The sequence below is a fragment of the Terriglobales bacterium genome (assembly GCA_035651655.1).
In the GTDB taxonomy this organism is placed as follows: Bacteria; Acidobacteriota; Terriglobia; order Terriglobales; family Acidobacteriaceae; genus DASRFG01.
The window spans coordinates 16,158-29,570 of the sequence record DASRFG010000024.1; the positions used below are offsets into that span (position 1 = coordinate 16,158).

Genomic DNA, 13,413 nt, shown 5'->3' on the forward strand with positions numbered 1-13,413 from the left:
ATGGGTCCCGGGGACCGCCGAAACCATCTACAAACGTTAGACACCGAACAACACGGCTGAGTTGCTAACCCGCGCCAGTGGCTGCAGAAGAAGGACCCTTCGAGGTTACCGAGGTCACGGTTTGGCGGGCATCCCGGAAAGGGGGTGCCTCCGACCCGACCTTTGGATTAGCTGGAGGGTGGTTTCCTGCACCTGCTTCCATGCATTGGATTCCGGGTCAATAAGGTCAAAGTGCCCTGCGTGCTCAATTTGCAGCAGGTTCGCCTGCTCGCCGCGCTTGCGCTTCACTTCCACGTAATGCCGGCTCATGACGGGCGGAACGGTGTCATCATCTGCGCCATGAATCAACCATTGAGGCGTCTGGCCCAGTGGGAGCTGGATCGGAGATGCCTCTTCGTAGCGTTTTGGGACCCGCTGCGGGGAACCGCCCAAAAATTCGGCGACGGCATCGTGGCTCAAATGCAAATCCCACGCCTGCTGGAGATCGACGACACCGGCCAATGAGATGACAGCGACCGCCAAGCGCTGGTGCGCCGCCAAACAGAGCGCCAGTTGCCCGCCTGCGGAGTGTCCCGCAATTAACGAGCGGTTCATATCCAACGAGTATCGCGCAGCCAATTGGGACAAGAAACGGTAGCCCTGGAGGATGTCCTCAAAGGTTCCCGGCCAGCCACCCCCAAAATTGCCCACTCGACGGTATTCCAGGTTCCAGGTGGCAATGCCGGATTTGGCAAGTGCTGCGCAAAGATGGCCAGCGTGCTTCAGGTCATACTTGGCGCGCCAGAAGCCACCATGAATAAAGGTGAGTACAGGATGTCGCCCCTTGCCGCCAGGCAGCCGCATCTCTCCGAACTGATATGGGTCAGTTCCGTATGCCAGCTTGGCATCCGCAGGGGGCGGGGACTTCGTCAAGATGCTTTCGCTATCCATGGCAGCGGTGAGCGCCAAAAATATACAAAAGACGATATAACCCGGAACGGCAGTCACTTTGGTAACGTTTGAGTTAGATCGCACGTCATGGTTCAATTCATCAGAATGGATCGTCGGCCTCTACCTCGCTTTGTCTTTCGGTGCGAAGTCGAGTTGTCCCAAAATGGTAGCGGCGCTCCTTTGCGAGGGGTGATCAGCGACATAAGTGTAAGTGGATGCTATGTCGAGACTATCACCCCCGAACCCGCCGGCACGCGCCTGGAGTTGCGATTCCAGGTTAATGGGCAGCCCATGCGCTTCCCCGGATTGGTGCGAGTTGTCCACCCGACCATGGGAATGGGGATTGAATTTATCGACCTGGGCCCCGAAAACAAAGCCCGCTTGCAAGAGCTGGTTCAGGCACAGTCCGGAAATCCTCTGTAGATCACAGTCAGCCTCTTAACCTCTACTTGTCCCGAACCGTTTTCAAATATTTACCGGGAATCATATTTCCTTTACGCTCGGAGTCCCACAGAATGCTCAACACCCACCAGCGAGTGCCATCGTTGACCAACTGAAAACTGTTGATGCCGCGCTCGAAAGGCTTTCCATCTTTGGTGTGCCGCGAGGCGTAAGTGCTCCACACGTGCGTCACCGCGCCATAGGCTTCGCTGCGACGCCCGATCTCGTTCTCGAAAAAACCTTCCTTGTCGAAGTAGGGCTGAGCAAGCTTGATGTAACCATCGGGGCTGACTACCATTAATTCCGGCGCTGCCCCGGGCTTGGCTTCGACCGTGGCGAGCGTTGCCTGGGGTAGGAAAAGAGTGTGGAATCGGTCCCAGTTGCGCGGGCCGGGCGGCCCGGAGATTACGTCATAAACCGCCGCCATAATACCGTCAACGGTTTTCACGTCGCTGGAATTGGCAGCCGTGCTTGAATTTTTTGCCTGCGCTTCCGCGCTGTTATTGGAACTCGCGGCTTTCTCCTGGTCAGTAGCAGTTGTTTGATAACTCGCGGCGCGGGCCCAACCCGCACTGCTCACCAGAATAGCTAACCCCACTACCATGACTCTTGGCTTCATTTCCCCTCCACCCTTCTTACTGTTTGATTTATTTTTTCGGTCCGCTCGCTTGCCTGGCAGGCGCCTGAGCTCCAGCCCCCTGAAGCGCGGGTTCCCGGCCGACTCCTAACGCATCTGCAACGCGGTTGATGTAATTGAACCAGGACGCGATCAATGTAATCTGCAGGATAGCCTTGTCATCAAACCCAGCTTTTCTCAGTTTCGCATGGTCATCGGGGCTAACCCGCGTCGCATCCTTCGTGAGCTTGACCACGTAATCCAGCATGGCCAATTCTTGAGTTGTAATGGGGGCGGTGGTGTAGTCCGACTCAAGCGCCCGCACCAGCGATTCATCCAACGTGACCCGACGCAGAAACTCTGCGTGAGACTCAATTCAATAAACGCACCGGTTCGTAACTGACACCACGGTAGTGATCATCTCGTGCTGCCGTCGAGTCAGAGGAAGATCGGGCGACATCAGCACCCCGAAGGTGGCAAAGGCGTGGTACAGGGCCTGCGGCAATAAGGTGTGGGAAGCTACGATTTCGGCAGGGCCTCCTTCCACACTGGGATGGACCGGAACGAGGTACTCGGCCGGATAAAGCTCGTGGGCCTTCTTCATAGCATCCAGCAAATCCTGGCTGGCTTCGCTGATGGGAATGGTTTTGATCCAAGCCATCTTCCCTCCTGTCTGGTTAAAGTACACGGAGCGGTGCCTGTTGCCAAGCACGTCAGGAATATTGGACAAGGCTGTTAAGCAGTCGCGATTGTATACTTGACACACCCAAGATTCTCACGCTGGTGGCTCTTTGGTTTGGTCGCCACTCGCTCAGTGACAACCCCGTTAAAGAGGATCACGAGGACGCATCACAGACGGGAGCCTATGGCGTACGTGGTAGTCACAATCAAGAAAATCCTCGATCATAAAAGTTTTGATGAATATGCGGAGAAGGTACGTCCGATGCTGCAAAAGCACGGCGGATACTGGGTGGCAATTGAACCGGAGCATGCCACCAAGGCGGGCACATGGCCGTATGTGCGCACGGTGATCGTGCAATTTCCCTCTATCGAACAGGCGCAGCAGTGGTATGACTCGCCAGAGTACCGTGAAATCATCCCCCTGCGAGAACGCGCGATTGACGCAAACATTGTCATGGTTCGGAGCCTGCGCGAGAAGGCCTGATCCCGAGTTTTGCCCGAGCCGCTCAAGCCGTGTTCCCGAGTCGAATAAATTAGCCCCAGTGCTTGGCCTGTTCTGCCCCGAGTAGCCCCACATCCCACCAGACCCTTCTGCGAAGGCCACTCTGCGAGAATCTCGTTCATCAAAAAGCAGTATCGAGTTGCTCGGGAGGTACCCGTGGGTTGGAAAGCGGTCTTGGGTCTCGGCGCTCTGGGGGTGGCGGGATCAACCATCCTTGCCGGTGCGGGCCTTGGCTTCGCGGGCTACGGACTCTACCGGCGCTTGCGCATGGGTGAGTCCTTGCACGACAAGACCGTCCTCATCACCGGCGGTTCCCGGGGCTTGGGCCTGGTACTCGCACACGAGTTCGCGCGGCAGGGTGTCCGGCTGGTGATCTGCGCGCGTGACCGGGCTGAGCTGCAGCGTGCCGAGTCAAGTCTCGTTTCTCAGGGAGCGCAGGTCTTCGCGATAACCTGTGACGTCACCGTTCAGGAAGAAGTCCAATCAATGGTGGCTCAGGCGACCGCTCGTTTCGGGTCCATAGACATTCTCGTAAACAATGCGGGTGTGATTACGGTGGGCCCGCTGGAATCCCAGACCATCACCGATTTTCAGGAAGCTATGGATGTGATGTTCTGGGGAACGGTGTACCCGACCTTGGCGGTGCTGCCGCAGATGAAACGACGAGGACAAGGGCGCATTGCGAATATCACCTCGATTGGCGGAAAGGTAAGCATTCCGCACTTGCTGCCTTATTGCAGTGCGAAATTTGCTGCCGTCGGCTTTTCAGAGGGATTGCGCGCCGAGCTGGCGAAATCAGCAGTGAAAGTGACTACAGTTGTGCCTGGCCTGATGCGCACCGGTTCGCACATAAACGCCTATTTCAAAGGGAACAACCAACAGGAGTACACCTGGTTCAGTATGGGAGCGACGTTGCCTCTGGTTTCGATGGATGCGCGCCGAGCTGCGCGCAGGATCGTGGCCGCGGTACGGCGGGGGCAAGCCGAAGTGATTCTTACGCCGCAGGCCAAGGCGCTCGCATTAGCCCATGGTGTAGCTCCAGGTTTAACCGCAGATCTCCTGGGATTAGTCAATCGCGTGTTGCCGGAACCGGGCGATGCTTCGACCCGTCACTTGGGAAAGAATAGCGAAACCGCGCTGACCAGGTCCTTTTTGACAAAGCTAGGGCAGGATGCGGCTCAAGAGTTCAACCAGCAGTCGCCAAGTGGCGGAGCAGGAGATCCAGGCGCCGCGGCGGCGTTGGCGTAATCAAGGTAGCGAAGACACCGAATTTGATTTTCTATCAGGAGCACGACATGGCAAGCAAGTCATCTTCTTCCCGGGTAAAGCGACAATCGACTGAGAAGAGTCAGGGCGCGAAGGCAAAGGTACACCAATTTCCCGCAGCAGAGTCTCGTGCGCGCCACAAGGAAGAACCACACCCACCATTTCCGAAGCAGCACCAGCAACGGCCGGGGATTGAGTCGAAAATGAAACCTCGCCCCGAGTACAAAGCACCTTTGTATAAAGCCGCCGATAAGCTCAAGGACAAAGTTGCACTTATCACCGGCGGTGATTCTGGAATTGGACGCGGCGTGGCTGTGCTCTACGCCCGGGAGGGAGCGGATGTCGGCATTGTTTATCTGCCTCAAGAACAGCCAGACGCGGAGGAGACGCAGCGCGCCGTTGAAGGTGAGGGTAGGCGCGCACTATTGATACCGGGTGATGTCACCGATCCGGAGTTCTGTCGCCAAGCCGTCGAAAACGTAGTCGAGGAATTCGGGAAGCTCGACATTCTGGTGAACAACGCTGCGTTTCAGACACACCAGGAGGACCTCGAGGAGATTACCGAAGAGCAATGGGACAAAACGTTCCGCACTAACATTTATGGCTATTTCTACATGGCGAAGGCTGCCCTTAAGCATTTAAAATCCGGCAGCGTAATTGTGAACTGCGGATCCATTGCGGGTTTGCAAGGTAACAAGCAATTACTTGACTACGCGTCTACCAAGGGTGCGATACACGCCTTTACCAAATCATTGGCGCAGAATTTGGTGGACCGCGGAATCCGCGTCAACTGTGTGGCTCCGGGCCCGGTTTGGACACCGTTAAACGTTGCCGACAAGCCAGCGGAACAGGTAGCGGAGCACGGGAAGAAAACACCCATGGAGAGGCCAGCACAGCCCGAGGAGATTGCGCCGGCCTTTGTTTTCTTTGCTTCGGAGGCCGATTCCAGCTACATAACTGGAGAAGTGCTGGCACTCACCGGCGGCGAGACCATGGCGGCATAGAAATGAGTTATCTGCAACGCAGCCAATGGGTGATCGGCTCAATTTAGAGTCGCGACCGGGGGACGATCCCGTTCACATCATTCTCAGGCGGAAAGTAGCTTGAACTCAATCGATAACGCGCGCTAGCGTCGGGGGAGCACTCGCCTTCTTCCTCCTATGCTAGTATCCATAGCCGAATTGCTGGAGCGTTTTACTAAGTGCGAAAGTACATCATCCAATACGGCGCTGCGCTGGTTCTGGCAATTTCTCTCGCCGGTCACGTTTCAGAGATTTTCGACCATTGGGACAATACGGTCCAGACTGGTGGAGATGTGGATTATGGCGCAGTTATGGTGGCAGTACTCGCAGGCGCCGTTCTTACATTGCCTCATGTTGTGCGGTTGATAATCTGCGCTTTGTCCGTCAAAACGTACTTATCATTCTCGCCATCAGGTGCTATCCGTAGGGCGCCGATTCTCATCTTCGCAGTGGAGCAGCCCCCTCCCCCAATTCTCCGCATCTGATCGCACCCCTTCACGCCAGAGCTTCACGGTATTGATCAACTCTGTCTTCCAGGGGTGTCCCTTGCCTTGTTCCAGAAGTAGGTGGCTTTTTGCAACAGGCTCGTGCGTGGTGATTTGTCTGGTAGTGGGTTCATGCTGTGCCCTCGCTCAGACCTCCCGCGTATCGGGTGCTATCCAAGGAGTTGTGGTTGATCAGAGCGGAGGTGCGATTCCAGATGCGAAGATCAACCTTCGCAACCAAGAAACCGGGCAGACTCGCGGACTCTACTCCGGGGCCGAAGGCTCATTTCGCGCTTTCGAACTTCCGGTCGGTACGTATGAGCTTCGCGTGGAATTTACCGGTTTTTCTCCTTACGTGAATAGCGGGATTGTGGTCTCCGTCGGCAACATAGTTCCAGTAACAGTGCAGCTTGCCCCGGCGACCGTACAGCAGCAGGTGACGGTTTCGGAAGCACCCTCGCCCATTGATCCGACCGAGACCGCGGTCACGACAAGCATTGGTTCTGCGAGGATCGAGGAATCGCCTGTAATGACTCGGAATTATCTTGATTTCGTTTTGTTGGCTCCTCAACTAAGTCCATCAAACACTCAGGCCGGGTTAGGAGGGAAGACTTCGCTTGCCGACAGCGGCTTTACCTTCGCAGGTCTTCGCTCGCGCAGCAACAGCCTTTACATTGATGGTGTTGAAAACAACGATGAGTTTGCAGGTTCCGCTCGCACCGAATTGTCGCCTGAGACAGTCCGCGAATTTCAGGTGGTACATAACGGTATTTCCGCCGAATCAGGAGGCGGCGCGGGCGGCTCAATAAACGTGGTCACCAAAAGCGGCGTGAACACCCTTCATGGAGATGCGTTTCTTTTTATTCAAAATGGTGCGCTCAATGCTGGAGAGCCATTGACCAATGAACCGCAAGCTCCCGATCTGAAGCGATTCCGCGCAGGGCTCTCCGCCGGTGGCCCCATCGTCCCAAGCCGCACGTTTTATTATGTCGCGGGCGAGCAGGAAGGTTCTCGCGGTGACGACAGCTCGTTCATCTCGCCCGCGGTCGCAAACACTATCAACCAAGCACTCGCGGCTGCGTCATTTCGCAGGATTGCGACCCGCGCAATCAATCCCGCGACTTTTGGTGTGGAACGCGCAGAAACAGAAGCCTCCGGTCGGTTGGACCACCAGATCGGGACCAAGCACTCACTATTTCTGAAATATGCACTCACCAACAACCGTCAAGTGGGAGACGCATTCAATACGGGGGGGCTGGTTGATCCCAGCGGCAGGGGCAGCACCTTCATTGAGGACCATGGAGCGACTGGCTCTCTCAGTTCCGTGCTCACTAATACGGCGCTGAACAGTGTCCGATTTCAGGTGGGCACCCGAAGAGCCGTGCTGAGAACTGCCGACCAAATCGGGCCTGAAATCAGCATTGCGGGTCTCATCGATTTTGGCCGCGCATACAACGGAAACAACTGGCGGCGCGAAAACCACTACGAGCTGCTTGATGTTGCGTCGGTGCAGAAACATCGCCACCTGATCACTTTCGGGGCAGACGCAGATTGGATCCATGAACATGTTTCCGCTTACGACGGGGCGCTCTACATCTTCCCCACGCTAGATTCATTCATGAGCGGCCAGCCCAATGAGTACCGTCAAGCTTTTGGAAATCCGACTACTCACTTCACCACGCCCAAGTTCGCAGGATTTTTTGAAGATCATTGGACATCAGGAGACCATTTCACCGTTGACGCAGGCTTGCGCTACGACTACGAGCCCCTGCCGAGACCATTTAATCGCGATAGGAATAACTTTGCACCCCGCATTGGCCTGGCATATAGCCCATCGCCCAATTGGGTGCTTCGCTCAGGATTCGGAATTTTCTATGACCGTTATCTTTTAGTTGCTGTGGGCCACGTGCTTGAAAAGAGTGGCGCCCAGGGGTTCGAGCAGGTGGCGGATGGGCCGGCAGCAGTCCAGATTTTTCAGTCGCAACTTGGAGGCAGCGCGAGTGCGCCACTCGCCTCTATTCTTCCATCCATCTTTACCGCAGACCCGAATTTGCGGACTTCCTATAGCGAAATCGCCACTTTGGGAGCGGAGCGTTTGTTGACCAAGAATCTCACACTGAGCACAACGTTTCTCTTTGCGCATGGCGTAAAACTCTCCCGCACCCGCAACGTTAATCTTCTGCCGCCTGTCTTGCTCACCGCCAGCAATGCCTCTTCCCTGGGAATCACAACCCCTTTTCCCCAACAGCTTGGAACGCCTGTATTCCCTCTCACACGGCTATCGCCTGCATTCGACAGCATTTATCAGTGGGAGAACCGCGCAACTTCGTCTTACCGCGGCTTGTCTCTGTCTCTGAACCGGCGCCTTGCCAACGAGCTCGAATTTTCTGCCAGCTATACCTTGTCTAAAGCCACTGATGACGCTTCAGACTTTGATGAGCAGCCGCAGAATCCATACTCAATCCGCACCGAGCGCGCGCTCTCCGCAAATGACCAAAGACATCGCTTTGTATTCAGTGGCACCTTTGACCTTCCTATCGGAGATGAAGAGGACGGCAAAAAATCATCCGGCTTAATCGGGAAAATCTTCGGCAACATTGAAGCCGCTCCCATCTTTTCCCTAGGCAGTGGCAGGCCCATAAACCCGCTGACCGGCTTCGATGCCAATCGCGGCGAGGCGTTCCCATTATCTTCGCGGCCTCTCGGTTTCGGCAGGAACTCTCTGGCTAGTTCGACTCAGGTGCAATTCGACATGCGCATTCTAAAATTCTTTAAAGTAGGTGAACGTGGCAAGCTGGACCTGGTTGCGGAGTCATTCAACCTGCTGAACCACACAAACGTCACCGCAATCAACCCGTTCTTTGGCCCCAATGGCTCGCCGCTGGCAACTTTCAACACACCCAACAAGGCAGGCATTCCGCGAGAATTACAATTCTCGATAGATTTTGAGTTTTGAATTCGGCGGCTGGATTATTTCTTGTTCTTGTGGTCGGCGGAGAGGCCGCGGGTAATTTCGGCAACCAGTTTCGGCTTCAACTGCTCGAAGACCCGATTGACCATGTCTTCGATGGCGCCGGTGCCGACCGCGGGCGGGAGGTCGCTGTCTTTGATTGATGCCCCGCGCAGTTCGTTCTCCGAGGCTTGCACCGCGTCGTCGGTGGCCTTACGAACTTTTTCAGCCGCGGACTCCATCATCGAGATGGGTGACGGCAACTCTGCCTCAACACTGAAGTCCCGCTTGCCGATGGCGTCATCTTCATGCGCGGACTTGGACGCTTTGTCTTCGTGAGAAGCCGCGTGCGGGTCTGCATGAGATGTTCCCCACGGCCATGCGGAAAATGGCGAACTGTTAGAAGAGGACGGGCCTTGGTCAGCCGCGTCTCCGCTGCCCAATTCGCGCGACGCGTCGAGCTTCTGCGGCGAGCCGACGGGCCCGGTTTCCGATGCCGGGTTTGCCCACGGGTCAGTGATCCCGCTCGGCTCGGCCGTGTCTTCGGAGGCAGAACTGGAAACAGAACCGGAAACAGAAAATGGCGTGTGCAGGGATTGCGGAATGGAAGACGTTTCGTCCTCTGCGGTCGCGCGCCCCGCTTCCTGGTGGGAGGCTGGCTTCTGCTGCATCTCCTGGACAAGTGAAATCTTGGCTTCGTCAGCGGCTACTTCGACGTCTTCTGCCGTCCAGGAATCCGCGTCTTCGGCAGGAGCAATTTCCCGGCTTTTATTCGCACCGGCGGCGTTTTTGGCTGCGGACTCTTTCGCGGCAAACTCTTCGACGAAGCGCTCGGCTACCGAGCCTAAAGAACCCGACTCCAATTGCGGCTGCTCGTTTTCCCGCTCACGGCTGTTCGAAGCGGCACTGTCTTCGTCCTGGGACTTGGTCTCTGAATGGTTCGGCGAAGGCAGGTCAATGAAGCGCGTGGCATACTCGCTGGCCCAGCGCGTCCGATCCGGATCAAATGCGGGATCAACCGCCGGCGGCGCGGAACTCGAGTCGGCGTCAGCCCGGTCATCAATAATCGCAACCTCCGGAGTTTCGGCGCGCCACGGTTCTAGCGGCGCTGGTTCCGGCTCTCGCTCCGACAACGATGACTTAGGTGCCGCTTCATCTTCAAATTCTGACGAATCGCCTACAGAAAATGAAGGCAACGGGCTGGCCTCTTGTGTGTGACCTTCGACCGATGCCGACATGCTGGGATGCGACGGCGACTCGGTTTCCGGATCACCATAGCCTCCGTAGTCAGCTTCAAAACCCGCCCCAGCAGCGGCGGCAGCGGCTTTGGGCGGAGCGCTATCCGCTATTGAGCTCGCGCTCTTCGCGCTTTCGGTTACCGCGTCGTTGGTTTCAGCTTCTTGGGCGACCGCGCTACTCACGGGTTCCGGAGTCGCTGTCTCGTCCTCAAAATTGGGTGTAGCCACAACCTCAAACTCGGAAACTGGCGGCCGGGGCTCGGCTTGTTTCCACATCTCCGATTTCAGGATGCCGGCCTGTTCCGCCGCTTCTTGTTCCGCGGCTTCCGCATCCCAATTGCGCTCCACTTTTGCGGGCTTCGCTTTTTCGGTCTTCTTGGGCTTGGGAGCGTGGACCGGCTCGCTTGGCGGCGCGTCTTTACTAATCTTCTCAATGGCGGCGGTCAGCTCGCTGGCTTCAAAGGGCTTGATAATGAGGGCTTCAGCACGGACCTTCTTGGCGTCTTCTTTGCGGAAAGGCTCCAGCTTGCCCACCGTCAATAGCACTGGGACATGAGCGAGGTCGCGCATTTCCTTCATGCGCTGGCACACTTCCAGGCCGCTGTAGCCGGGCATGTAGATGTCGAGAATGACGAGATCAGGGCGAATCTCTGTCACCTTTTTCAAGGCGGCAGCGCCGTTGCTGACCGCGATCACCTCGTGGCCCGCTTCGCTGAGGATCTTCTTGCCCATCTGCTGGGCAGTCACACTGTCGTCGGCCAGTAGTATCTTCACCGGCTGGTAGTTTCCTTTGGAATTTGGATCGGTTGCTCTGGTGAACTTACTGTGTTGAATTCCCTAAGTCAATGAAAACACGAAACCAAAGTAACACCGAAGGACAGGCACCCGAAGCGGTACCAAAATGGATTTCAGGCCTGGGAGGACGGCCTTACTCTCCCCGGCCCGGCCATCGCATTAGAAAACCAGCAGTTTGTGCTTTTTCCTTTTCTTGCGGCTGGAAGAGACATTCTTGTCGTCTTGAGGCTGGTTCGAATTGCCAGCGGCGGACGCATTTCCTTCCGTCCCTGTGGACTGCGGCTGTGCTGCGTCGTTCACCTGGTTGGGGACGGCCGGGCTGGCGGCCGTGCCTTGGGGCGGATTCGTAACCGGTGCGGCCAGCTGAGGAGTTTCCTGGGGAGTGCTCTCTTGGGGGACATTGGGCGCCAGCTCCGGAATGGCGTTCGGATCAGCGGGGGCGGCAGCATTGGGTGCGGCATTCGGAGCTGAGGAGCCGGCTGCTGCACCAGCGCCATTTCCCGAGGCAGCGCCGGAATTCGCGTCTGGCGTGCCGCCAACCGAGGTATTCGCCTCACCATTTCCCGGGTTGTCGCCGGAGTGCGGAATGGCCTGATTTTCCGCAGGCGACGCACCGTTTCCAATCTTCTCTATAGAGACGTTGTTGTTGCCTCCCGCTTGTGCCGGCGCGAGAGTCAGAGCGCGGGTAGCTTCCTGGGCAATTTCAGTGGCGCTGGTCGGTTTCGGGTCAACCAAAGCTGGGTCTCCCACCCTGGAGGCCAGCGAGGTATCTGGGTGGCGGCTGAAGTTCCCCCATACGCGACCTACCATCCCAGTTTCGCGACGACTGGCTTCTTCCGCCTTGTTGCGAGCGATGGCGTCGGGCGTGGGTTTGGGTACTGGCCGATGGAGTGCTTCCAGCCGTTTGCCGGCAGCATCGGCTCGCTCCATAAGAGGATACCGGGTGATGATCTTGTCATAGGCCTGCGCGGCGTCATCAGAGAATTGCCGGATCAGCTTGCCTTTTACAGTTTCATTGAACTTGCCGGCGCGGATCATCTCGATCTCACCCTCGTAAGATTGACCGAGCATATACAGCGCTTCGTCAGCGCCGCTGTACAACGGATATCGGTCGCTGACTCCCTTCAAACGCGCGATAGCAGCTGCCCATGAACCTCGGAGGTAGTAGAAGCGGCCAACGCGAAACTCACGTTCCGCCAACACCTCCTGCACTTCGCGCAGCTTTTCCTTGGCAACCGGGACCAACTTACTGTCGGGATACTGAAGAATGATCTGGCGGTATTCGTCTTCGGCGCGAACCGCATGGGTGAAATCGCGATCGGGCTTCTCCATCTGCGAAAAATGGATGTTCGCAATCTTGAGCTGGGCTTCGGCGGCCTCCGGCATGTTGGGAAAGAAAGTAATGAAGTCGCGGTACTCGGCTTCAGCCTGCGCCAATGATGCCGTGCCCCCTTCTGCGTACCAGGAATCACCGACCGCGAGTTTGGCGCGCGCCACATATTCCGAATCGGGATAGGCGTTGATCAGGGTCTGCAAGGTCAGGCGGGCGACATCGAACTTGTTGTGCTTCATGGCGTCCATGGAGCGGTCGAACAGGACCTTATCAGGCTGTTTAGAGCCGACATCTGCGAGCGGATTCTGAACCTTCTTGTTGCTGCAAGCGACCGTTACGAGCAGCAGAAGCATGAGTACCGAAATATTTAGTTTGCCAACCACCATGTACCGACCTCGGGGGATCCTTAAATTGGGCTTTTCGCCCGCTCAGACCTTAATTGTATGCGGCAACTACACCTTCTGCAGGGTAGCTTCTACCGCTGTCTTCAATAGAGTTTGAACGTTATCTTTTGGACTGCCTTTTCCGAACACCGCGTTGCCAGCCACTAAGATTTCAGCACCGGCCCGCACCACGGAACCAACCGTCTCAACGCCAATCCCGCCATCCACTTCGATCCGAAAGCCAAGCCCTCGCACACTGCGTAACTCAGCCAACTTGAATATCTTGCGCACCGCCCCCGGAATGAACTTCTGGCCGCCAAAACCGGGGTTCACGGACATTACGAGCACGTAGTCCACAATGTCGAGCACTTCGCTCAGGGTGTCAACTGGAGTGGCAGGGTTGATCACCACCCCCGCCTGAGCGCCATGAGTGCGGATGAGAGTGAGCGTCCGATTGAGGTGGCGGCAGGCTTCCTGATGGACGGAGATCCAGTCTGCACCAGCATCAACGAAGTCGGGAATGTACTGGTCAGGATTCTCAATCATTAAGTGGACATCGAGTGGAACTTCGGTGACCTTACGCAACGAGGCCACCACTGGCGGACCGATGGTGATATTGGGCACAAAGTGGCCGTCCATGACGTCCACATGAAGAACCGCGCCGCCGCCTTCTATGGCAGCGTGAACCTGGTCGGCTAGATGGGCAAAGTCCGCCGAAAGAATTGATGGAGCAACCTGGATCAAGGCGTTTTCCGGGGGTGAAATCCTGGG

At 56.6% G+C, this 13,413-nt stretch carries 12 protein-coding genes; 5 read left to right on the forward strand and 7 right to left on the reverse strand.

Going from position 1 to position 13,413, the window contains the following annotated elements; genetic code table 11:
- Window positions 1-114 precede the first annotated feature (114 nt).
- Window positions 115-1,014 (reverse strand): alpha/beta hydrolase, encoded by a 900-nt coding sequence (locus VFA76_11605; GenBank protein HZR32481.1) that lies wholly within the window; start codon window positions 1,012-1,014, stop codon window positions 115-117.
- A gap of 21 nt (window positions 1,015-1,035) precedes the next feature.
- Between VFA76_11605 and VFA76_11610 the strand changes: the two genes are divergently transcribed.
- Window positions 1,036-1,353, forward strand: coding sequence for a PilZ domain-containing protein (locus VFA76_11610; protein ID HZR32482.1), 318 nt, complete (start codon window positions 1,036-1,038; stop codon window positions 1,351-1,353).
- Between the two features lie 22 nt (window positions 1,354-1,375).
- On the opposite strand, the gene VFA76_11615 is transcribed toward VFA76_11610, so the two are convergent.
- From VFA76_11615 to VFA76_11625, 3 genes are read right to left on the reverse strand one after another with little or no spacing between them, the layout of a single operon-like run.
- Window positions 1,376-1,990: a hypothetical protein gene (locus VFA76_11615; protein HZR32483.1), complete on the reverse strand. Its 615-nt coding sequence runs from the start codon at window positions 1,988-1,990 to the stop codon at window positions 1,376-1,378.
- A gap of 28 nt (window positions 1,991-2,018) precedes the next feature.
- Window positions 2,019-2,327 carry a hypothetical protein gene (locus tag VFA76_11620; protein ID HZR32484.1) on the reverse strand — a complete coding sequence of 103 codons (309 nt, stop codon included), beginning with the start codon at window positions 2,325-2,327 and terminating at the stop codon, window positions 2,019-2,021.
- 36 nt (window positions 2,328-2,363) lie between these two features.
- On the reverse strand, window positions 2,364-2,648 hold the full coding sequence (locus VFA76_11625) for a hypothetical protein (protein ID HZR32485.1): 285 nt from the start codon (window positions 2,646-2,648) through the stop codon (window positions 2,364-2,366).
- 204 nt (window positions 2,649-2,852) lie between these two features.
- On the opposite strand from VFA76_11625, the gene VFA76_11630 reads away from it, so the two are divergent.
- From VFA76_11630 to VFA76_11645, 4 genes are all read left to right on the forward strand, one after another.
- Window positions 2,853-3,152 (forward strand): DUF1330 domain-containing protein, encoded by a 300-nt coding sequence (locus tag VFA76_11630; GenBank protein HZR32486.1) that lies wholly within the window; start codon window positions 2,853-2,855, stop codon window positions 3,150-3,152.
- Window positions 3,153-3,326: 174 nt separating this feature from the next.
- Window positions 3,327-4,418, forward strand: coding sequence for an SDR family NAD(P)-dependent oxidoreductase (locus VFA76_11635; GenBank protein HZR32487.1), 1,092 nt, complete (start codon window positions 3,327-3,329; stop codon window positions 4,416-4,418).
- A 47-nt stretch (window positions 4,419-4,465) separates the two neighbouring features.
- The gene (locus tag VFA76_11640; protein ID HZR32488.1) at window positions 4,466-5,440 is read left to right on the forward strand and encodes an SDR family oxidoreductase; all 975 of its coding nucleotides are present in this window, start codon (window positions 4,466-4,468) and stop codon (window positions 5,438-5,440) included.
- Window positions 5,441-6,127: 687 nt separating this feature from the next.
- Complete coding sequence (locus VFA76_11645) at window positions 6,128-8,899, forward strand: TonB-dependent receptor (GenBank protein ID HZR32489.1); 2,772 nt, start codon at window positions 6,128-6,130, stop codon at window positions 8,897-8,899.
- Window positions 8,900-8,913: 14 nt separating this feature from the next.
- Here VFA76_11645 and VFA76_11650 read toward each other — a convergent pair whose 3' ends face one another.
- The 3 genes from VFA76_11650 to rpe form a co-directional block, all read right to left on the reverse strand.
- On the reverse strand, window positions 8,914-10,905 hold the full coding sequence (locus VFA76_11650) for a response regulator (GenBank protein ID HZR32490.1): 1,992 nt from the start codon (window positions 10,903-10,905) through the stop codon (window positions 8,914-8,916).
- 180 nt (window positions 10,906-11,085) lie between these two features.
- Window positions 11,086-12,645, reverse strand: a complete 1,560-nt coding sequence (locus VFA76_11655) for an outer membrane protein assembly factor BamD (protein ID HZR32491.1) — start codon at window positions 12,643-12,645, stop codon at window positions 11,086-11,088.
- A gap of 66 nt (window positions 12,646-12,711) precedes the next feature.
- Window positions 12,712-13,386 carry a ribulose-phosphate 3-epimerase gene (gene rpe, locus VFA76_11660; GenBank protein ID HZR32492.1) on the reverse strand — a complete coding sequence of 225 codons (675 nt, stop codon included), beginning with the start codon at window positions 13,384-13,386 and terminating at the stop codon, window positions 12,712-12,714.
- Window positions 13,387-13,413 lie beyond the last annotated feature (27 nt).

Excerpts from the sequence above, each read along its gene's own strand:
- VFA76_11610 (HZR32482.1), top strand. The coding sequence starts at position 1,036 with ATGGATCGTCGGCCTCTACCTCGCTTTGTCTTTCGGTGCGAAGTCGAG.
- VFA76_11615 (HZR32483.1), bottom strand. The coding sequence starts at position 1,990 with ATGAAGCCAAGAGTCATGGTAGTGGGGTTAGCTATTCTGGTGAGCAGT.
- VFA76_11625 (HZR32485.1), bottom strand. The coding sequence starts at position 2,648 with ATGGCTTGGATCAAAACCATTCCCATCAGCGAAGCCAGCCAGGATTTG.
- VFA76_11630 (HZR32486.1), top strand. The coding sequence starts at position 2,853 with ATGGCGTACGTGGTAGTCACAATCAAGAAAATCCTCGATCATAAAAGT.
- VFA76_11640 (HZR32488.1), top strand. The coding sequence starts at position 4,466 with ATGGCAAGCAAGTCATCTTCTTCCCGGGTAAAGCGACAATCGACTGAG.
- VFA76_11655 (HZR32491.1), bottom strand. The coding sequence starts at position 12,645 with ATGGTGGTTGGCAAACTAAATATTTCGGTACTCATGCTTCTGCTGCTC.